Consider the following 18,768-nt stretch of genomic DNA (forward strand, 5'->3'; position numbering starts at 1 on the left):
GGCGCTCGCCCGGCTGGGATCAGATTTCCTTTTCGGGAGCCGAAGCCCTGTAGCCCCACGCCCGCAATCGTCGGGCACGCATGGGTGACTTGCCCGCGATCCGCGTCAGAGCCTCCTGGAGCGATGATTTCATGGACGGGTCTTCGTGCTCGTGGCGTGCGGCGATCTGTAGCGCCGTTTGGACGACCAGACGCAAATCCTTGCCCTCCGTTTCCTCAATCATGGCCTCGAAGGCGTCGATGGTAACATTCGCCAGAAGCCTGACGTCCTCATCCCGCCAAGGCTCGCCTCGGCCAATGGCCAGCAGCACCCCCTTGGGATCGCGCTCATCCTTGAAGCTCGACTGCCGTGCCTCAAACGCGGCTTTCAATGTCGGATCGACAGGCGCGTCCGTTGAAAAATGGTGATAGCTCAAATCGAAGAAGCGGGGATCGTCAGGCTGTGCCGCAGTGTAAGCACGAGCAAGCTCATCAGCCTCATCGTTGCGGCCGAACTCGCGCAAGAACAATATGGTGCCATTGATGTTAAGAGAGTCGATCGTGGCTAGGTTTTCCATTGCGCTCTGGTAAAGCGTATCGAGCACCACTTCGTCGTCGTCCGTCAATGACTCGTGATAGCGGTCCCAAGCTCGGGCGAAACTGTTGTCGCGGCTGTTGCGGTTCAGCGCTTCCTCTAGGATCTTCGCCTCTTTCAGCAAGCGAGCTTCGTCAAAATAGCCGGCCGAAACGCCCTCGAAGATCGTTCGGTCGAAATCGTCCGGGTGCGAGAATGGCAGCGCGGAGAGCTGATCGCGCCATCGCACTATCTCATCTGTGGGGTCGTTGTCGCGATCTTGCATGGCTGCGATGAGCGCATTGTAACTCTGGATAAACTCCATCGGCGGCGCGTGATCGCGCTCAAACACTGCCCAGCCGGACAGCAGGCAAGCTGTGACAGCCTGTGTCAGAACTTCCGGGCGATAGGGTTGCAGATAGCCGGCGAGCCGATGTGCGAGCCGTTCGATCTTCTTGATGACGCGGATATTGGTGATGCCGAGCGCGACAACGCCGCCCCGTAGCAGGGCACTCACGGGCTCATCATCGACGATGGCGATCCTGGCCGCTTCCTCAGCGGTCGGGGCGAACACGATGGATGTGTCGATCGCTTTTTCCAGCAGGCGTTCGAAATCCTTCCGCTTCTCCTGTTCCATCGCTTCATCGTTGAGCAGCAGCACGACACGGCAGTTGCGCTGCTCCTTCAGAAAGGAAACGAGCCCCAATACATCACGCGGCGTCAGATCCACGCCCGCACGTTCGAGATCATCGAGGCAAACGAGCCGGTCGCGCACCAGCAGGAAGGCGGATCGCGCCAGGGCGTTTCCAATCTCGCCAAATCCCACGGCACTGAGAGCCGGGCCGATCCAGCCCCGCGCCTGCCGCCCGACGGATTTTCCTTTCTTGATCAGCGCCCCGAATGTTTCGGCATCGGGGCCGGTAAGCGCCTGTGCGGGTGAAACCGTGCTCTCGAAGATCGCATAGCGCAAGTCGTCGAGTGAATTGAGGCCGAACAGGGAAACGTAGGCATAGTCCTGTTGGTAGAGATCGCCGCTTTCCTGGGCCTTTTCGAGATAATGGCGCCAAGCGTAAGTCTTGCCAACACCCCAGCGCCCCTTGATGCACAGAACCTCAGCATCCTTGCTGGCGAGGAATCGCTGAATCTCTTTGATGACCAATTCTGCGGACATGCCTGCTTCTATCCGGCTCGGGTCGCTGACGGTAGGCCCAAACCGGCAACGGCGGTTCGCGTCCGATTGAAAACACGATGGGCGTGAGGGGAAAGCGTTCCCCTGATCGGGAGCCCGATGGTCTCCCGCTACCCCTTCGAGCGGGGACACCCCGCAACGCCCCGTTCGGCGCCTCCGCGCCGATCCGTAAATCCGTTTGGGCGGATTTGCGTCTTTCCTGAATCTTCGGAGATCGGGCCAGGGCGTTCGCCGGCCCGATCGCGTTTGTTTGTGACTCTCCCCGTCGGTGGGGTGGGCGGGCGCGTCCTTTAGGCCCGCCGCGCCGGGGCGCAACGCGCGGCAAGCCGCGCTTACCTCCTCTGCGTTCCAGCCCTTCGGGTGCGCCCCGGCTCCGCCGGCGGGCCTGCCGGTCGCTCTTTCGCCGCCCACCCCATTCCGGGGTGAGTGCGGTTTGAAGGAGTAAGGAAGATGAACGCTGTTACCCCAACGACCGCTGTTGAGCCTGTGTCGGGCATCGAGATTTTCGTGCCGCTGAACAAGCTCAAGAAGTCCCCCAAGAACGCCCGCAAGGTGCCGCATGGCGAGGCCGCCATCGAGGCGCTGGCCGCTTCCATCGAGCATAAGGGCTTGATCCAGAACCTTGTGATCGAACCGGAAATGAAGAGCGAGAAGCCGACCGGCGCCTATTTCGTCACTGCTGGCGAAGGCCGCAGGCTGGCCTATCTGTTGCGCGCCAAGCGCAAGCAGATCAGGAAGAACCACCCGGTTCGCTGCCGCCTCGACACCGAGAACGACCCGTCCGAGATCAGTCTGGACGAGAACGTGACCCGGACCCCGATGCACCCCGCCGATCAGTTCGAGCGGTTCCGCGAGCTTTCCGAAGACAAGGGATGGGGCGCGGAGGAAATCGGCGCGCGGTTCGGCGTGTCGGGCGGTGTGGTGAAGCAGCGGCTTCGCCTTGGCGCTGTCAGTCCGAAGCTGTTGCAGGTCTATCGCGAGGACGGGCTGACCTTGGATCAGCTTATGGCCTTCGCCATCACCGAGGACCACGCCCGGCAGGAGCAGGTGTTCGAGAACCTGCACCACAACCGGGAGCCGTGGATCATTCGGCGCGACATGACCGCCAACAACGTGCCCGCCGATGATCGCCGTGCGGTGTTCGTCGGGGCCGACGCCTATATCGAGGCGGGCGGCAACATCATCCGCGACCTGTTCAGCGAGGATCGAGGCGGTTTCTTCGAGGATGCGGGCTTGCTCGACATGCTTGCCGTCGAGAAGCTGCGCGAGGTCGCGGACGGAGTGCAGGCCGAGGGGTGGAAATGGGTTGAGGCCCATATCGACTATCCCCACGCCCACGGTATGCGGCGCTTCTATCCGCAGGCCGTGGACCTGTCCGACGAGGACGAGGCCCGGCTTGAGGCCCTGTCCACCGAGCATGACGAGCTTGCCGAAGGCTATTCGTCCTATGACGAAATGCCCGAGGACGTGGCGGCGAAGCTGGAAGCAGTGTCCGATGAGATCGACGCCATTTCGGCCAAGCGTTACGCCTACGATGCCAACGTGATCGCACATGGCGGGGCGTTCGTGGTGCTTCACCATGACGGCACGGTCAGGATCGAGCGGGGTTTCGTGCGTCCCGAGGATGAGGCGCTTGCCGATCCGCAGCCCGAGGACGAGGTGGAAGCCATCGACCCGGAGGCCGTGGAGGATGAGCAGGCCGAGGACGGCGACGAGGACGTTCAGGATTTCGAGGATGAGGACGAGGAACCGGGCAAGCCCATTTCCGACAGCCTCATTCGCGACCTGTCCGCCCACCGGACGCTGGCCCTTCGCGTGGCGCTTGGCGAGCAGCCCGGCATTGCGTTGATCGCCCTGACCCACACGCTCACGGCGCAACTGTTCTACAGCTACGCCGAGGCCGGTTGCCTTGAAATCCGTCCGACCGTGACCCCGCTTGGTGGTCATGCGGCGGGGATCGAGGATACGCCGCTGGCGGCGCGGGCGAGCGAGGCGCATGACGCATGGGCCGAGCGCATGCCGCGTGACGTGGCCGACCTGTGGGGCTTCATCGTCGCACTGGACGATGAGCAGCGGCTGGCGTTGCTGGCGCATTGCGCGTCCCGCACCGTCAACGCCCTGCGCCTGCCGTGGGATCGCAAGCCCCGGACGCTGCAAACGGCGGACAGGCTGGCGAGCGCGCTGGCGCTGGACATGGCGAAGGACTGGACGCCGACCGTGGGCAGCTACCTTGGCCGTGTCACCAAGGCGCATATCCTTGAGGCCGTGGCCGAAGGGGTGTCGGAGGATGCGGCCCGCCGTATCGCGGACAAGAAGAAGCCGGACATGGCCGAAGCCGCCGAGCAGCGTCTTGCCGGGAAGGGCTGGCTTCCCGCTGTGTTGTGGACGCCGGAACCGGAGGCCGAACCCGTCGAGACGGAGGACGCCGAAGGGATCGCGCAGCCGTCCGAAGCGGAGGCCCGCGATACCGGAGCGCAGGACGGCGAGGCCGTGGAGGTCGAGGCGGTGGAGCTGCCGACCGAACCCGAAGCGGTGGACGAGGAAGCCGCCTACTCGGTTGCTGCTGAATAGGTGATGGAGCCGGGGCCGCTCTGGCGGTTCCGGCTTCCCTTTTCCCCACGGCCAGACAATTCGCGGCCGCGCCCCTTACCGGGCGCGGCCGCTCTGTCATGGGATGATCGTCGCTCGCCGGGCATGGCCCGGCTCGCGTCTATGAATCCTCACTCAGCAGGCTCTCGAAGTCCCGACCGCCGTAGAAGATCCCGACAATGACGACCGCCGTGTCTTCCACCGCAAAGGCGATGGTGACACGACGCCGCCAGGCCGTCGTTCGCAAGCCGGGCCGCAGATCGTCGCGCATCGTGCCGCGCCGGGGAAAGCTGGTCAGCTTGCCGATATGATCGAGGATGCCATCGGTGAAGCGTTGCGCGATGTCCGGGGACGCGGCGGCAGCGATATAATCGTAGATGGCATCGAGATGGTCACGCGCTTCCGGCGTGAGGATAATGGAATGTCCCACGTTCAGCCGCGCTTGACGGCTCGCTTGTGTCGCTCGGCCAGACCGGCCCGCACGTCGTCGAGCGGAATGCCGCGCGAGGGATCGGCCTTGTAGGCGTCATAAGCGGGGACGACCTCATTGCGCAGCCATTGCTCGACGGCCCGGTCGCGCGCCTGGAGCGCGCGCAGCCCGTCGCGGATCACTTCGCTTTCGCTGGCATACTCGCCCGACGCCACCTTGGCACGGACCTGCGCCGCCATGTCGTTCGGCAGCGTTACGCTGAACTGTTGAGTCGTCCGCATGGATAGCACTCCTTACGGGTAGGATTTAATCCTATTCGTCCGAATCTTCAAGGTTGCTCGCCGCAGCCTTACGCGAACAGGCCGGGCAACTCCGGCATGGGCTCGCCGTGCGCCATCGCACGCGCCGCATTGCCGGGCGCGGCCACCGTCACCCATTCCACGCTCCAGTCGAGCCGCAGCACATCGCTGTCGCCGTCGCGCTGAATCCGCACGATCCCGGCGCCTTCCTCGCTGACAGCGAACCGGCAATCATCATCCTCGCCATAGGCCGCTTCGATCAGTGTCCCGTCCGAGAAGCTAAGCCAGCAGCGCCCGGCGCTGTCGGCCGGAACCGCCAGATCGGCTTCCACATCGCCCATGACCTTCAATCTCGTGCGGCCCTGGCCGCGGATCATCACGCTCATACGCCGTTCCTCGATCTCGATTCGGAAAGGTGCAGTATGGAACAAAGGACGAACATCATGCAATGTGAAGTGTCGCCATAGTCGGATGGCGGGGAAGGGAGCGCCCCGCCCATTCCGGGCGAGACGCTGCGCCGACCAGCGCGGTCAACCCATATTCGCCAGCAGTCCCGGCCCCGAATCCGGCGCCAGGCCGGCATCGCATCGACCGGGCCTGAGCCTGTCTGAAACGTAGGCCGCGCCCCTCCCGCTGGTTTTCCGCCAGACGCCGCCGCGCTCCGCTGCATCGACCGCAACAACGCGAAAGCCGGCGCCACGTCGCCCTGCACCTCGCCCGCGCGAAACCCGCCCATCACGCCTGCCTCGGGCACCAGACCATCGCCGGCGCCGCCACGGCCGGCGGCGGCAAAGCTGCCGCAGAACATCCCGTCAGCGCCATGATCTTGCACGTCGCCGCCGCCACGCGGCCTCTCGAAAGGCTTGTCTGGCCGAAGCCCGCCCGTCTTCCCGCAACGGCGCCGGGCGATTTTTTTCCGCCGCCGGCCATGCCGGCTTTGCATCGCGAAAGCAAAAAAACCGCCCGCCGCCGCCAGCCACTCCGTTCCGCCCTGCGGGTGCGGGCCGGTCGTCCCCCGTCCGATCGACAGCCATCGAGGCCGCGACAGGCGCGGTTCCGAGGCAAGAAAGGACTGACGTTATGATCTGCGGAAACTTCACTACCACCGACCACGGCTTCTCCGGCGAAATCCGGTTCTTCGGCAAGCGCGAACAGGTCGTGCTCCTCCCGATCGAGGGCCAGGACAACGAGAAGGCCCCACACTTCCGCATCGTCGCAGCCGACGACGAGCGGATCGAGTTCGGCGCCGCCTGGCGGAAAACCAGCAAGGAGAAGCGCGACTACATCTCGTTCAAGCTCAATCCCGTCGTTGCTCAGCCGGTCTATCTCCGGCTTTTCGAGTCCGAGACGGTGGCCGGCGAATACGAGCTGCTCGCAAGCTGACCGGCTCCGCGCCCCGCCCGAAATGGGCGGGGCGCTCTCTTTCCTTCCAGCTTCTTAGGAAAGGGCCGCCAGATGCTCTCGACTTGCAGCGATCACGCCGGCCACGAAGGTGAAGCTGGTCGCCAATACCGACTCCAGCGATACTTCCTCAATGTCCTCGCCAGCTACGCGGTAGTTCGTGAGGATTTGGACTCCGACGTTTGGAAAGGGCTCGGGGGCCTCCCAGATCGTGTAGCTGTCGTTCGCGGAAAAATGATCTGCTGGCATCTCTACGATCCGGTGCTGTTGCGATCCAGGCGGGAACCATTGAACGGCGAGCGCTCCGGCGGTCCCGGCGATCAGTTCCCAATGCTTCGACTCGCGCGAAAGAATCCGAACCAATTGGAGATAATGGAGATAGGGGCGGTGCGCCTCGCGTGCGGCAGCGAAGATGTCGATCCAAGGCTGGTCGATGTGAATTGCGACCTTCTTTTCGATGGCCTTGGCATAATCGTCGTCGTCGCGCTCGATCGGGAAATAAAGGTTCCTCGGGTTGGGGAGACCAGCAGATTTACGCGCCGCAGCCGTAACATGGTCGAGCGCGTGAACGAGATTGTTGGCAACATCAGCCAGGATCGGCTTGGCCCGGCGCTGTGCGCCCCGGTCGATCCTCAGCTCGGCGCGATGTTGGCCATCGGCCGAGATTGAGCGTCCGATGTTCCACAGGAGGCCGGGACCGGCACCTAGGAGACCGCCAAGCTCTCGCTTGTGCGTCTGGGCACGCTCGAACAGCAATTGCGCATCGTCCAGAAGATCCGTTGCCACCATAGGCTAGTCTTAGCTGGCGAGATGTCTCCACGCCATCACAACCCCGAGCGCAAGGAGCGAGAATCCTTGTGCGCCGCAGACGCGGCGCGGGGTTGCTAAGGGCGTTGCCCTCGCGCCGGGCAAGGTAAGTGGAACCGTCCGGGGCGGTATCCCCAGCCTTCCGCGCTTCGCTTGTGCAGGCCGGGTGATCCCCCTCCGCCCCGGCCGCCCTTGCCCTTTGCTACCCCTGGCTCGCCGCCGGGCAGGGTTTCAGCGCGGCGCTTCCCGCTGCGCGGAAACCCAGACCCAAGGAAGGAAAGACCTATGAGCATCCATCACCTTGCTACCCGGTTCGGCCGCAACAGCCATCAGATCGGCGGCTATGAGGCGCTCGACAACGAGGCGCTGTATCGCCACGTCCCGTCCATCTTCGCCCGCGAGGCGCACGACAGCCGTTCCGAGCGGTATGTCTATGTCCCCACCATCGACATAGTGGAGGGGTTGCGCCGAGAAGGATGGTTCCCGTTCTTCGCGGTGCAGTCTGTCCCCCGCGACGGCAGCCGCCACGGCCACGCCAAGCACATGCTGCGCCTGCGCCGGGATGACGGCATCGGCAAGCCGGAGGCCGCCGAGGTCATCATCGTCAACAGCCATGACGGGACCAGCGCCTATCAGATGTTCGCCGGGATGCTGCGTTTCGTCTGCACCAATTCCATGATCGCAGGCGAGCGGTTCGAGGAGGTCCGCGTGCCGCACAAGGGCAATATCCAGCATGACATCATCGAGGGCGTTTACACCGTGGCCGAAGACTTCCCCCGGCTGATCGACGCCAGCGAGACGATGAAGGAGGTTCGGCTTTCCGAGGATGAGCAGCGCTTGCTAGGCGAGGTCAGCCTTGTCGCCCGCTACGGCGACGACGAAAGCCCGCTCACCCCCGAGCAGATCATCGAGCCACGCCGCTACGAGGATCGGGGCGATAGCCTGTGGACCACGTTCAACGTGATACAGGAGAACGTCATTCGGGGCGGATTGCATGGCCGCAAGCGCAACGCCGAGGGCCGTATCCGCCGCAGCCGTTCGCGTCCGATCAACGGCATCGACCAGAACGTGACGCTCAATCGCGCGCTCTGGACGCTGGCCGAGGGGATGCAGCGCCTCAAGACGGGTTGAACCCCATTGCCGCAGGGCTGGACCGTCCGGCCCTGCGGTTTCCCTTCCCATCGCCCGCATGACGCCGCCGATCCGTTCCCTCGGATCGGCGGCGGCCGCGCGTCCCGATGGTCCGCGCGGCCGCAGGGCGGGCTCGCCGGGCGAACGCCCGGCTCGCCGTTAGCCTATTCCCATTATACCAAGACGACTATAATAGTCGTTTTCATGGCGAATGGCGCGTGGGTTGTGGAGGTGATCGTGCATGATCACTTCCCGCCAGGTGCGGGCCGCTCGCGCACTTCTTGGTTGGACGCAGGAGATGCTTGCAGACGAGGCCCTTGTTGCTCTGACCGCGCTCAAGCGGCTCGAATCAGAGAACGAACTGCCTGTGCGCGAGGATACCCGGCATCAGGTGGCCAAGGCGCTGGAGGCGGCGGGGATCGTGTTTCTCGATTCGGATCGGGGCCAGGGCGTGCTGCTGGTGAGCAATGCTCAGGGCGAATCGCGAAAGTAACACGCCGTCACGCTCGCCGGATTATCCTGTCGTCATCATGGCGTCATAGCGAGCATGGTATGATTACTTCCCTCCATTATGGTGTATGTTCCGTAAATCGGCGCGTGCAGGAAGCAATAGTTGCAGACGGGACGAGGCGATGGCGATAGGCGCTTTCGAGGATCGCGCGCCCGACGCGCCGCATGTCACCGACTATGACGAGCGCCACCATCAAACCTATTGGCGCTTGCTCGATGCGGCGGCTGAAAACGCCGACTGGCGCGAGGCCGTCTGGATCATCTTCGGGATCGACCCGGCGGCCGAGCCGGAACGCGCGCGCATGGTCTATGACTCCCATCTCGCCCGCGCCCGATGGATGACCGAGACCGGCTACCGTCATTTCCTGCGTCCGTCCGGGTCGTAGAAGCCGATCCCGGCGACCCCGCGACCGCGCGGGAAAACCATCCAGAACGCTGACTTGAATCCGCTATGCGCCGGCCCGCTCGGCAGGGCTTCTCCACAGTCTCGGGCTTGAGAACATCTCCTGACGCGCTCCGCAGAGGGCCATGCTTGGGAGGATTTCGATGCCGCCTGAGAAGGACTGGCGCGCGCCCCCGGACGAGGCCGGGAACGACGCGCTTGCTTATTCCGACATCGCCATCGGCTATCTCCGCCGCAACCCCCGCTATCGCGCCGACTATTACCGTGCGCTCGGCCGCGTGAAGCGCGGCGCGATCACCGCCGACGAGGCGACCGCCGCCCTGGTGCGGCGCTGGGGCGTCAGTTTCCACGCCGCGCCAGCTTCCGCCTTCGATCCCAGGCTCGCGGTCGCGCAACCCGACCTGTCGCCGGCCAGTATCGTCCTGGCGCCCGCGCGCGCCGGTATCGGCGCCGAATGTCTCGACATGAAGGCGCTGGGCGACGTTCGCGCGCGGATCAGGATCGGCGACTTCCTGCACGTCATTCTCGCCGACAGCGATGGCGACGAGCATCTGTGCATGTGCGGCTCGTGCCAGGGACCAATGGCCGTGATGCTGCCGATCGGCCCCGATCCCTTCGCGCGCCTCGCATCCGCCGAGCGCCTGTGCCGCCGCCTGAACGGCATGGCGGCAGGCCCGCCGGCGCTGCGCCCGCCGCCCTACCGGCGCAGGCACCTTCTCACCCTCCTGCAAGTGCTCGACGGCCACCGTGCTGGCGCCACCCGCCGCGAGCTGGCCGCCGCGCTCATCGACGATGACGTGCGCGACTACAGCGCCGCCGAATGGGCCGACAGCCGCGAGCGCAAGCGCATCAACCGATGGATCGCCGAGGCCGTCGAGCTGCGCGACGGCGGCTACATCCGGCTGCTGCGCGGCGGCTGAGGGGGACATTTCCGACCCCCTTGCCGGCGTCCCTTCTTCGGCCGGGGGTGGTTTCGCCACCATCGCCTCCTGTCCGCCGGTCCCACTTTTCGGGGGCCGGCCATCATCAGGAGGATCATCATGGCCGAGCCTGTTGCCGCTGCCACGCCACGCTATCTCAAGACGCCCGATGCGGCGATCCATCTCGGTTTGTCGGCCCGGACGCTGGAAAAGCATCGCTGTTTCGGCACCGGCCCGGTGTTCCGCAGGCTCGGCGGCCGGATCGTCTATGCGATCGACGACCTTGACGCCTGGGCTGCGCTAGGCACGCGCCGCTCGACTTCCGATCCCGGCAATGGCGTGGTTCATCCGGCCAAGCGCCTGCCCAGCGATTGCGTGCGCCGCTGATCGTCACATGCGCACCGCACCCTCCCATTCCAGCCGGTCCAGCGTCGAGCGGACGCAGCTAGAGCTGTTCCGTTCCGTGCCCGGCGATCTTGCGCCGCGGGACGCGCAGGATTTGATGGCCTGGCCGTTCTTCAGCCTCGCCAAGACCAGGCGCGTCACACCCATCGACTTCCGCATGGGCGGGACATGGATCTCGGTCGAGGCCGTGCCCGAGCATGGCATGGCGACTATTTGGGACGCCGACGTGCTGATCTGGGCGGCGAGCCAGCTCATCGAGGCGCGTGACGCCGGGCGGCTGACCTCGCGCCTCATGGTGACGACGCCGCACGAGATTCTGGCGTTCACGCGGCGCGGGACCGGCAAGGCCAGCTACGAGCGCCTGAAGGCTGCGCTCGACCGGCTGCAATCCACCACCGTCGCCACCTCGATCCGGCAGCAGCATCAGCGCCGCCGCCATCGCTTCTCGTGGATCAACGAGTGGCGCGAGCTGGCGGACGGCAAAGGCCGGGCGCTCGGCATCGAGCTGATCCTGCCCGACTGGTTCTATGCCGGCGTGCTCGATCGCGCGCTCGTGCTGACGATCGACCGCTCTTATTTCGACCTGACCGGCGGGCTCGAACGCTGGCTCTACCGGATCGTGCGCAAGCATGGCGGCCGGCAGGAAGGCGGCTGGAGCTTCGACGTTCCGCACCTTCACGTCAAATCCGGCGTGCTCTCGCCGCTCCGCCGTTTCGCGTTCGAGCTGCGCGCCATCGTCGCCCGCCAACCGCTCCCCGGCTACGTCCTCACGCTCGAACACGCGCTCGGCCGCGACCGGCTGAACTTCGCTCCGATCCCCGTCGATCCACTCGACGCCGCCATGCGCCGCGTCGGCCTCAAGCCTGTGGAGAACTGGCCATGAGGTTCGGACTATCGGGAACGGCCGGATTCGGACCATCAGGAACGCCGGACACGGACTATCGGGAACGCGCGGGCTTCGCAAACCCGCAGAAATCCTCGCGGAATCGTCCCCCCTCTAACGGTGCTAATAGAAAAGAATCCTTCGGATTCTTGCTAACGGCGCGCGCGGCTGTGGACAGCGCGGCCCCGTTCGAGGGCTCGGCGCTCGCTCGACGGACGAGCCGCCGGCCTCGCACCGCACCCATCGCGACCCCCATCCCCGGAGACCTCCCATGATCGACGACCGGCCCCCGGCCGTGCGCGGCGGCGGCGCGTTCAGCGCGCTCGCCAGCGACGGCCTCACCCATGTCGAGCTGACCTGGATCGAGAAGAAGCTGGAGCACTGGATACGCTTCGGCCGCGTCGCCCAGGACCGCATCCTGACACGCCGAACCCGCGTCGTCGGCTTCCGTCCGGGCGCCGTCTTCGCGTTCGTCCGCTGGGCGTCGAACGACTTCGGCACGATCGTCTCGCGCATCGACGTGGTGCGCGCGGTCGCGGCGAACGAGTCCTATACGACGCTGCCGTTCGTGCGGCCGGGCGGCGACATCCTGCTCAAGATAGAGGGCTGGCCCAAAGTCCAGCAGGTGCTCGCTGCCATCGACGCGGTGGAGGCGGCCGGCGTCGATCCCTGCGACGCCGCGCCCGATCACTGGCGGCACATCCATAACCGCATCGCCGCCGGCCATCAGCCGCGCCTCTACACGGTCGAGCGTCATAGCGCCTGGCTCAAGCGCCGGGAGATCGAAGGATGACGCGCCGCCGCTATGTCATGGCGACGGCCTTCGTCGCCTTGGCCTTCGCCGTGTCGTTCGTCGTGATCGCCGTCGCCGATCCGCTCCCGCGCGTCATCTGGAACGCCAGCGCCAGCGCGCCGATCGGACTCTACCGCATCCATCCCGACCGCGACCCGCCCACCGGCGCGCTGGTCGCCGTCGCGCCGCCTGAACGGCTGGCGCGCTGGCTCTCGGCGCGCGGCTATCTGCCCGAGGGCCTGCCGCTCCTGAAGCATGTCGCAGCGAAAGCCGGGCAGCGCGTGTGCCGCAGCGGCGACGTGGTGAGCGTCGATGGTCAGCCCGTCGCCAGCGCCCGCGAGCGTGACGGCCGAGGCCGTCCGCTGCCGGTCTGGCAGGGCTGCCGGACGCTCGGCACGGGCGAACTGCTACTGCTCAATCCCGACCATCCCGACAGCCTGGACGGCCGCTATTTCGGCCCGCTTCCGGCCTCCGCCGTCATCGGCCGCGCGACGCCGCTGCACCTGCGCGCGCCGGCCGCACCGCCTTCACCCCCCAGCGAAAAGGAGATCGGCCATGCCGACCAATATCTTTGAACCCACCGGCGACGGCTATGCCGGGCGCACCCGGCTGTTCGGAATCAACGAGGCGATCGTGCTTGTTGCGCTCGATCCGACCGACACCGAGAACGCGCCTGACTATCGCATCCACCTCGACGACGAGGACGGCCCCGAAGTCGGCGGCGCGTGGAAACGGGTCGGCGAACGCGCCGGCAACTACATCGCGCTGGAGATCGACAGCCCGCTCTTTTCAGCGGTGTTCCGGCCCGTCCTGTTCCGCGCCGACGACGATGGGCGGACGTTCAGGCTGTCGTGGAAACGGCCCCGGCCGCGCGACGATTGGAGCTGATCGGTGTCCGTCCCGATCATCCCTTTGTTCGCGGAAAAGCCGTCTCATCCCTTCGTCCCGCTCGGTCGCAGGCCGGCCAGCGCGCACAGCGAAGGTCAAGGGCGGCCCCCGGCCGGCGCATCGCGCGCACCCTTTACCGGAGCGAGCACGCTGGCAGGCTGGCGGCGGAGCGGGGTCGGGGCGGCTGTCGGTCTGGCGGTCCTGCTGCTGGTCTCGCCGGGCGCGGCGCTGGCGCAGAACGCGCCGGCCGAGCGAGCGGCCGCGCGTCATCCTTATGCCGTTCATGTCACCGACGCGGCACGGCGCTTCGGCCTCCCCGAAGCGTGGATATGGGCCGTCATGCGCGTCGAGAGCAACCGCGACGCGCGCGCCGTTTCGTCTGCTGGCGCGCGGGGCCTCATGCAGATCATGCCCGCCACATGGACCGGGCTGCGCGCTCGCTATCGCTTCGGGCGCGATCCCTTCGACCCCCGCGACAACATCATGGCGGGCGCGGCTTACCTGCGCGAAATGCACGACCGCTACGGCAACGTGACGGCGATGCTGGCCGCCTACAACGCGGGACCGGGCCGCTATGACGAGCACCTGTCGCGCGGCCGTCCGTTGCCCGCCGAGACGCGCGCCTATCTCGCAAAGCTGGCGTCGATCACCGGCGGGGCGGGCGACACGCAGCTTGCCGCCGCGCCACCGTCCGATCCCTACGCCTGGCGTCGTGCGGCACTGTTCCCGGTGCGCGCGGACGCCGCTTCGGATCGCGGTGCGAGCGCCGAAAGCGGGGCCACGCCCACGCTGTCCGAACGTTCGCCGGCCGACCGCTCCTCCGTCGCGATGGCCGCCGTCGCCTCGCCTTCGCTCGGCCTGTTCGTCCCCCTGTCCGGCGAGCGGCCCCGATGAGCGGCCCCGGCGCGCTGTGGCGGGCTCCCTCGCAGCCTTTCGCAGCGTTGGAAGGGGGGAAGGCCCTGATTTTGCAGGGGGAAGGCCGAGGGCAAGATAAAGGGCGGCAATGTGCGAAGCCCATGCGCCCCGGTTGTGGCCTTGATTCTCAAGGCTTTCGGGCATTGCTGCGCAATGTGTGCGGATTGCCCGCACTGTGCGGCGCTGGCGAAACGCCAGCAGCCGCAAGGGTTTTCCGCACATTGCGGAGCGCCGCGCCATGAGCGGCGACGAGGATTTCCGCATCCGGCCTGGGCGCATCCGCTCGCGCGGCAGTCAGCGGGTGCTGCCCATCATCACCCAGGCGCTCGTCGCCGCGCAGCGGGCCGGCGGCCACGTCTCGCGCAGCGGCCGGATCATCGCGCCGGGCCGCTCGACCTTCGGGCGCGGCCGGGTCGCCAGCCTGCGCGCCACGCACCGGCTCGGCCACCGCTCGCGCCAGGTCGTCGTCAAGGCGCGCGTCGTCAAACATGGCGGCCGCGCCTCGCTCGCGGCTCACCTCAACTATCTGCAACGCGATGGCGTCACCCGCGACGGCGAGAAGGGCGTGCTGTTCGGCGCCGAGGCCGAGGGCCTCGACCGCAACGCCTTCGCCGCGACGTGCGAGAACGACCGGCACCATTTTCGCTTCATCGTCTCGCCCGAGGACGCGCCGCAGATGGGCGACCTCAAGACCTTCACACGCGAACTGATGACGCAGATGGAAAAGGATCTCGGCACCCGGCTCGATTGGCGGGCCGTCGAGCACTGGAACACCGACAATCCCCACGTCCACATCATCGTGCGCGGCGTCGGCGAGGACGGGCAGAACCTCGTCATCTCGCGCGACTATATCCGCGAAGGGATGCGCGCCGTCGCCCGCGAGATTGTCACCCGCGAGCTGGGGCTGCGCACCGACCTCGAAATCCGGGCGTCGCTGGTGCGCCAGGTCGAAGCCGAGCGCTGGACCGAGATCGACCGTGACCTGTCGCGCACCTTGCAGCGCGAGGGCATCATCGACATGGCGCCCGAACCGGGCGTGCGGCCGGACGGCGACCATGCGCTGCGGATGGGCCGGCTGCGCAAGCTGGAGGGCCTCGGCCTCGCCAGCGAGATCGCGCCGGGACAATGGACGCTCGCGGACGACGCCCAGGCGGCCCTGCGCGAGATGGGCAACCGCGACGACATCATCAAGCGGATGCACAAGGCCATGACCGATCGCGGCATCGACCGGGGCGCCGCCAGCTATGTGCTGGACCTCGACCCCGCCCAACCTGTCATCGGCAAGCTGGTCGATCGCGGCCTCCACGACGAGCTGACCGGCCGGGCCTATGCGATCGTGGACGGGATCGACGGGCGCACCCATCACGTCCAGCTTCCCAACATTGAGGCGACCGGCGATTGCCGGCCAGGCGCGATCGTCGAGCTGCGCCGCTTCGAGGACCGCAAGGGCCGGCAGCGCGTGGCGCTCGCCGTGCGCTCCGACATGGACCTCGACGCCCAGGTCCGCGCACCGGGAGCCACCTGGCTCGACCGCTGCAACCTCGCGAGCGACGGCCGCGATCTCGGCGGTGGCTTCGGGACCGAGGTGCGCGCCGCGATGGAAGCGCGCGCCGAGCATCTCGCCGACGAGGGCCTGGCGCGGCGGCAGGGCCAGCGCGTGATCTTCGCGCGGAACCTGCTCGACACGCTCAAGCGGCGCGAACTGGACGCCACCGCCAAGGCGCTGTCGGCCGAGACCGGCCTGCCGCACACGCCGTCCAAGGCCGGCGAATATGTCGCCGGCACCGTGCGCCAGCGCCTGACGCTCGCCTCGGGCCGCTTCGCGATGATCGACAACGGGCTGAGCTTCCAGCTCGTGCCCTGGTCCCCGTCGCTCGACAGTCAGATCGGCAAGCACATCTCCGGCGTCATGCGCGCGGGCGGCGGGGTGGATTGGTCGTTCGGACGCGGCCGGGGGCTGGGCCTGTAGGGCGGAGCGCAGAGACTCGGGCGGCGACCCGGCTATCGAGCGAATAGCGGTCGAGTAACGACGATCACGATCGGAAATATAGCAGGCAGAACTACGCTGCTCCCTGTCTTTCTACGCTAGACTTTCCCCCATGATAACAGTGACTTGATTTGGCGTCCGGCACGCATCGACTTCGATGCCATGTCGGCAACCAAAATCCTCTGGGGTCAGGTCTTCGCGGTCTTCCTGATCGTGCTCGCAGCCGTGTGGGCCGCGACGCAATGGACCGCCGCGGCGCTCGCCTATCAGCCCGAGCTTGGGGCGCCCTGGTTCATGCTCGGCGACTGGCCGATCTATCCGCCGCCGGCCTTCTTCTGGTGGTGGTTCTCCTTCGACGCCTACGCGCCGGAGATATTCCAGACCGGCGCCTTCATCGCCGTGTCGGGCGGGTTCGCCGCGATCGTCGTCGCCATCGGCATGTCGGTGTGGCGTGCGCGCGAGCTGAAGAACGCCGAGACCTATGGCTCGGCGCGCTGGGCCACCCGCGGCGAGATCGCCGCCGCCGGGCTGCTGGGCGACAGCGGCGTCATGCTCGGCCGGCTCGGGCGCGACTATCTGCGCCACGACGGCCCCGAACATGTGCTGTGCTTCGCGCCGACCCGGAGCGGCAAGGGCGTCGGCCTGGTCGTGCCGACGCTGCTCACCTGGCCGGGCTCGGCGATCGTGCATGACATCAAAGGCGAGAACTGGCAGCTCACCGCCGGCTTTCGCGCCCAGCACGCGCGGGTGCTGCTGTTCGATCCGACCAATGGCGCGTCGGCCGCCTACAATCCCCTGCTCGAAATCCGCAAGGGCGCCTGGGAAGTGCGCGACGTGCAGAACGTCGCCGACGTGCTGGTGGACCCGGAAGGTTCGCTGGAGAAGCGCAACCACTGGGAGAAGACCTCCCATGCCCTGTTGGTCGGCACGATCCTCCATGTCCTCTACGCCGAGGCCGACAAGACGCTGGCGGGCGTCGCCGCCTTCCTGTCCGACCCGCGCCGCCCGATCGAAAGCACCCTATGGGCGATGATGACGACGCCGCATTTGGGCGAGGCGGGCGTGCATCCCGTCGTCGCCTCGGCCGCGCGCGAACTGCTCAACAAATCGGCCAACGAACGATCGGGCGTGCTCTCGACCGCCATGTCGTTCCTCGGCCTCTATCGCGATCCCGTCGTCGCGCAGGTCACGCGCACCTGCGAGTGGCGGATAAAGGATCTGGTCGAGGGCGAGCTGCCGGTGACGCTCTACCTCGTCGTGCCGCCGTCCGACATCTCGCGCACCAAGCCGCTCATCCGCCTCATCCTCAACCAGATCGGCCGCCGGCTCACCGAAGACCTGAAGGCGCGGCAGTCGCGCTACCGGCTGCTCTTAATGCTCGACGAGTTTCCGGCGCTCGGCCGGCTCGACTTCTTCGAGAGCGCGCTGGCGTTCATGGCCGGCTACGGCATCCAGAGCTTCCTCATCGCCCAGAGCCTCAACCAGATCGAGAAGGCTTACGGGCCGAACAACGCGATCCTCGACAATTGCCATGTGCGCGTGTCGTTCGCCACCAACGACGAGCGCACCGCCAAGCGCATTTCGGACGCGCTCGGCACCGCCACCGAAATGCGGGCGATGAAGAACTACGCCGGCCACCGTCTCTCGCCCTGGCTCGGGCATTTGATGGTGTCGCGCTCCGAGACAGCCCGCCAGCTCCTCACCCCCGGCGAGATCATGCAGCTTCCGCCCGACGACGAGATCGTCATGGTCGCGGGCATCCCGCCGATCCGGGCGAAGAAGGTCCGCTACTTCAAGGACCGGCGGTTCACGCAGCGGGTGATGTCGCCGCCCGACAGCAATGTCGGCGGCGGCCCGCCGCGGCCCGACGACTGGAGCGGCCTGGCGCCAATCGAGGCGCCGCCGATGCCCGAGCCGATCGAGCATGACGCGCCGAAGAAGCCGAAGAAGAAAAAGGCCGCCAAGAAGGCGGATGCTGAGGACGATGCCGCCAATGCGGACCTGCTCCGCGAGCCGGCGCTGGAGCGCCATATCGACATTGCGCCGACGCCCCGGCCCGCGCCCGCCAATGAGTTCGAGCTGGATGAGCCCGACCCCGATAGCGATGCGGCACGGCAGGCGACGGTGCGCCGCCAGATGCAGCGCGTGGCCCGGCAGGCGTCGCTCGATCCCGATGACGGCATCGAGCTATGACGACCAAGACGCCGCTGTCGGTCTATCTCGACCCCGAGCTGATGCGCGCGCTCGCCGCCTATGCCGACCGGAGGGACAAGTCGCGCTCGCTGATCGCCGAGGCGGCCATCGCCTCCTTCCTGTCGCCCGACGCCGATGAGCAGCGCGAGGCCGCCATCGCCAAGCGGCTCGACAAGCTGGACCGGCGCATGACCCGGATGGAGCGCGATGTCGGGATCGGCGTCGAGATGATCGCGCTGTTCGTGCGCTTCTGGCTGTCGAACACGCCGCCGCCGCCCGAGAGCGAACGGGCCGCGATGCGCCGGCGAGGCGGCGACCGCTACGACGCCTTCATGGAGGCGCTCGGTCGCCGACTCGCAAAAGGTCCGAAGGTCAGACAAGAAATCGGCGAGGACTTTCCGCACCAAGAAGAATGAGCTGACTACGCCAGTTCTTGTATCTCTACGCCAGACTACGACGACCACATTTACTTG

Annotated in this window: 20 protein-coding genes; 15 read left to right on the top strand and 5 right to left on the bottom strand. The window is 66.7% G+C overall.

Annotation, left to right across the window (positions count from 1 at the left end):
• Positions 1–19: 19 nt before the first annotated feature.
• Positions 20–1,723 (bottom strand): hypothetical protein, encoded by a 1,704-nt coding sequence (locus BOSE62_RS00420; RefSeq protein WP_159640260.1) that lies wholly within the window; start codon positions 1,721–1,723, stop codon positions 20–22.
• Between the two features lie 468 nt (positions 1,724–2,191).
• On the opposite strand from BOSE62_RS00420, the gene BOSE62_RS00425 reads away from it, so the two are divergent.
• Positions 2,192–4,312, top strand: coding sequence for a ParB/RepB/Spo0J family partition protein (locus BOSE62_RS00425; protein ID WP_159640263.1), 2,121 nt, complete (start codon positions 2,192–2,194; stop codon positions 4,310–4,312).
• A gap of 139 nt (positions 4,313–4,451) precedes the next feature.
• On the opposite strand, the gene BOSE62_RS00430 is transcribed toward BOSE62_RS00425, so the two are convergent.
• From BOSE62_RS00430 to BOSE62_RS00440, 3 genes are all read right to left on the bottom strand, one after another.
• Positions 4,452–4,760: a type II toxin-antitoxin system RelE/ParE family toxin gene (locus BOSE62_RS00430; RefSeq protein WP_159640266.1), complete on the bottom strand. Its 309-nt coding sequence runs from the start codon at positions 4,758–4,760 to the stop codon at positions 4,452–4,454.
• Between the two features lie 2 nt (positions 4,761–4,762).
• Positions 4,763–5,041, bottom strand: coding sequence for a type II toxin-antitoxin system ParD family antitoxin (locus BOSE62_RS00435; RefSeq protein WP_159640268.1), 279 nt, complete (start codon positions 5,039–5,041; stop codon positions 4,763–4,765).
• Positions 5,042–5,109: 68 nt separating this feature from the next.
• Entirely contained in the window at positions 5,110–5,445 is a 336-nt protein-coding gene (locus BOSE62_RS00440; RefSeq protein WP_159640271.1) for a hypothetical protein, read from the bottom strand.
• 694 nt (positions 5,446–6,139) lie between these two features.
• On the opposite strand from BOSE62_RS00440, the gene BOSE62_RS00445 reads away from it, so the two are divergent.
• Positions 6,140–6,442 (top strand): DUF736 domain-containing protein, encoded by a 303-nt coding sequence (locus BOSE62_RS00445; protein WP_012049860.1) that lies wholly within the window; start codon positions 6,140–6,142, stop codon positions 6,440–6,442.
• Between the two features lie 54 nt (positions 6,443–6,496).
• Here BOSE62_RS00445 and BOSE62_RS00450 read toward each other — a convergent pair whose 3' ends face one another.
• Positions 6,497–7,249 carry a hypothetical protein gene (locus BOSE62_RS00450; RefSeq protein WP_159640274.1) on the bottom strand — a complete coding sequence of 251 codons (753 nt, stop codon included), beginning with the start codon at positions 7,247–7,249 and terminating at the stop codon, positions 6,497–6,499.
• Between the two features lie 303 nt (positions 7,250–7,552).
• On the opposite strand from BOSE62_RS00450, the gene BOSE62_RS00455 reads away from it, so the two are divergent.
• From BOSE62_RS00455 to BOSE62_RS00515, 13 genes are all read left to right on the top strand, one after another.
• A complete protein-coding gene (locus tag BOSE62_RS00455) occupies positions 7,553–8,398 on the top strand; it encodes a DUF932 domain-containing protein (protein WP_159640277.1) in 846 nt (281 codons plus the stop codon).
• 241 nt (positions 8,399–8,639) lie between these two features.
• The gene (locus BOSE62_RS00460) at positions 8,640–8,891 is read left to right on the top strand and encodes a helix-turn-helix domain-containing protein (RefSeq protein ID WP_159640280.1); all 252 of its coding nucleotides are present in this window, start codon (positions 8,640–8,642) and stop codon (positions 8,889–8,891) included.
• Between the two features lie 139 nt (positions 8,892–9,030).
• Complete coding sequence (locus BOSE62_RS00465) at positions 9,031–9,294, top strand: DNA -binding domain-containing protein (protein ID WP_159640283.1); 264 nt, start codon at positions 9,031–9,033, stop codon at positions 9,292–9,294.
• A gap of 160 nt (positions 9,295–9,454) precedes the next feature.
• The gene (locus tag BOSE62_RS00470) at positions 9,455–10,231 is read left to right on the top strand and encodes a DUF2285 domain-containing protein (protein ID WP_159640286.1); all 777 of its coding nucleotides are present in this window, start codon (positions 9,455–9,457) and stop codon (positions 10,229–10,231) included.
• Positions 10,232–10,351: 120 nt separating this feature from the next.
• Positions 10,352–10,618, top strand: a complete 267-nt coding sequence (locus BOSE62_RS00475) for a helix-turn-helix transcriptional regulator (RefSeq protein WP_159640289.1) — start codon at positions 10,352–10,354, stop codon at positions 10,616–10,618.
• 7 nt (positions 10,619–10,625) lie between these two features.
• Positions 10,626–11,519: a replication initiator protein A gene (locus tag BOSE62_RS00480; protein WP_159640292.1), complete on the top strand. Its 894-nt coding sequence runs from the start codon at positions 10,626–10,628 to the stop codon at positions 11,517–11,519.
• A 271-nt stretch (positions 11,520–11,790) separates the two neighbouring features.
• Positions 11,791–12,312, top strand: coding sequence for a DUF2840 domain-containing protein (locus BOSE62_RS00485; protein ID WP_159640295.1), 522 nt, complete (start codon positions 11,791–11,793; stop codon positions 12,310–12,312).
• Positions 12,309–12,887 carry a S26 family signal peptidase gene (locus tag BOSE62_RS00490; protein ID WP_159640298.1) on the top strand — a complete coding sequence of 193 codons (579 nt, stop codon included), beginning with the start codon at positions 12,309–12,311 and terminating at the stop codon, positions 12,885–12,887. The genes BOSE62_RS00485 and BOSE62_RS00490 overlap by 4 nt, the downstream gene beginning before the upstream one ends.
• A complete protein-coding gene (locus tag BOSE62_RS00495; RefSeq protein WP_159640302.1) occupies positions 12,868–13,200 on the top strand; it encodes a DUF736 domain-containing protein in 333 nt (110 codons plus the stop codon). The genes BOSE62_RS00490 and BOSE62_RS00495 overlap by 20 nt, the downstream gene beginning before the upstream one ends.
• A 3-nt stretch (positions 13,201–13,203) precedes the next feature.
• Positions 13,204–14,094 carry a lytic transglycosylase domain-containing protein gene (locus BOSE62_RS00500; protein WP_159640305.1) on the top strand — a complete coding sequence of 297 codons (891 nt, stop codon included), beginning with the start codon at positions 13,204–13,206 and terminating at the stop codon, positions 14,092–14,094.
• A 259-nt stretch (positions 14,095–14,353) separates the two neighbouring features.
• Entirely contained in the window at positions 14,354–16,084 is a 1,731-nt protein-coding gene (locus tag BOSE62_RS00505; RefSeq protein WP_159640308.1) for a relaxase/mobilization nuclease domain-containing protein, read from the top strand.
• 180 nt (positions 16,085–16,264) lie between these two features.
• Positions 16,265–18,295 (top strand): conjugal transfer protein TraG, encoded by a 2,031-nt coding sequence (locus tag BOSE62_RS00510; RefSeq protein WP_159640311.1) that lies wholly within the window; start codon positions 16,265–16,267, stop codon positions 18,293–18,295.
• Positions 18,292–18,711, top strand: a complete 420-nt coding sequence (locus BOSE62_RS00515; RefSeq protein ID WP_159640314.1) for a CopG family ribbon-helix-helix protein — start codon at positions 18,292–18,294, stop codon at positions 18,709–18,711. Before BOSE62_RS00510 ends, BOSE62_RS00515 begins: the two co-directional genes overlap by 4 nt.
• Positions 18,712–18,768: the final 57 nt, after the last annotated feature.

This window comes from Sphingorhabdus sp. 109 (genome assembly GCF_902506555.1).
Taxonomy (GTDB): domain Bacteria; phylum Pseudomonadota; class Alphaproteobacteria; order Sphingomonadales; family Sphingomonadaceae; genus Parasphingorhabdus.

Excerpts from the sequence above, each read along its gene's own strand:
- BOSE62_RS00420 (WP_159640260.1), bottom strand. The coding sequence starts at position 1,723 with ATGTCCGCAGAATTGGTCATCAAAGAGATTCAGCGATTCCTCGCCAGC.
- BOSE62_RS00425 (WP_159640263.1), top strand. The coding sequence starts at position 2,192 with ATGAACGCTGTTACCCCAACGACCGCTGTTGAGCCTGTGTCGGGCATC.
- BOSE62_RS00435 (WP_159640268.1), bottom strand. The coding sequence starts at position 5,041 with ATGCGGACGACTCAACAGTTCAGCGTAACGCTGCCGAACGACATGGCG.
- BOSE62_RS00440 (WP_159640271.1), bottom strand. The coding sequence starts at position 5,445 with ATGAGCGTGATGATCCGCGGCCAGGGCCGCACGAGATTGAAGGTCATG.
- BOSE62_RS00445 (WP_012049860.1), top strand. The coding sequence starts at position 6,140 with ATGATCTGCGGAAACTTCACTACCACCGACCACGGCTTCTCCGGCGAA.
- BOSE62_RS00450 (WP_159640274.1), bottom strand. The coding sequence starts at position 7,249 with ATGGTGGCAACGGATCTTCTGGACGATGCGCAATTGCTGTTCGAGCGT.
- BOSE62_RS00455 (WP_159640277.1), top strand. The coding sequence starts at position 7,553 with ATGAGCATCCATCACCTTGCTACCCGGTTCGGCCGCAACAGCCATCAG.
- BOSE62_RS00460 (WP_159640280.1), top strand. The coding sequence starts at position 8,640 with ATGATCACTTCCCGCCAGGTGCGGGCCGCTCGCGCACTTCTTGGTTGG.
- BOSE62_RS00465 (WP_159640283.1), top strand. The coding sequence starts at position 9,031 with ATGGCGATAGGCGCTTTCGAGGATCGCGCGCCCGACGCGCCGCATGTC.
- BOSE62_RS00470 (WP_159640286.1), top strand. The coding sequence starts at position 9,455 with ATGCCGCCTGAGAAGGACTGGCGCGCGCCCCCGGACGAGGCCGGGAAC.
- BOSE62_RS00475 (WP_159640289.1), top strand. The coding sequence starts at position 10,352 with ATGGCCGAGCCTGTTGCCGCTGCCACGCCACGCTATCTCAAGACGCCC.
- BOSE62_RS00480 (WP_159640292.1), top strand. The coding sequence starts at position 10,626 with ATGCGCACCGCACCCTCCCATTCCAGCCGGTCCAGCGTCGAGCGGACG.
- BOSE62_RS00485 (WP_159640295.1), top strand. The coding sequence starts at position 11,791 with ATGATCGACGACCGGCCCCCGGCCGTGCGCGGCGGCGGCGCGTTCAGC.
- BOSE62_RS00490 (WP_159640298.1), top strand. The coding sequence starts at position 12,309 with ATGACGCGCCGCCGCTATGTCATGGCGACGGCCTTCGTCGCCTTGGCC.
- BOSE62_RS00495 (WP_159640302.1), top strand. The coding sequence starts at position 12,868 with ATGCCGACCAATATCTTTGAACCCACCGGCGACGGCTATGCCGGGCGC.
- BOSE62_RS00505 (WP_159640308.1), top strand. The coding sequence starts at position 14,354 with ATGAGCGGCGACGAGGATTTCCGCATCCGGCCTGGGCGCATCCGCTCG.
- BOSE62_RS00510 (WP_159640311.1), top strand. The coding sequence starts at position 16,265 with ATGTCGGCAACCAAAATCCTCTGGGGTCAGGTCTTCGCGGTCTTCCTG.
- BOSE62_RS00515 (WP_159640314.1), top strand. The coding sequence starts at position 18,292 with ATGACGACCAAGACGCCGCTGTCGGTCTATCTCGACCCCGAGCTGATG.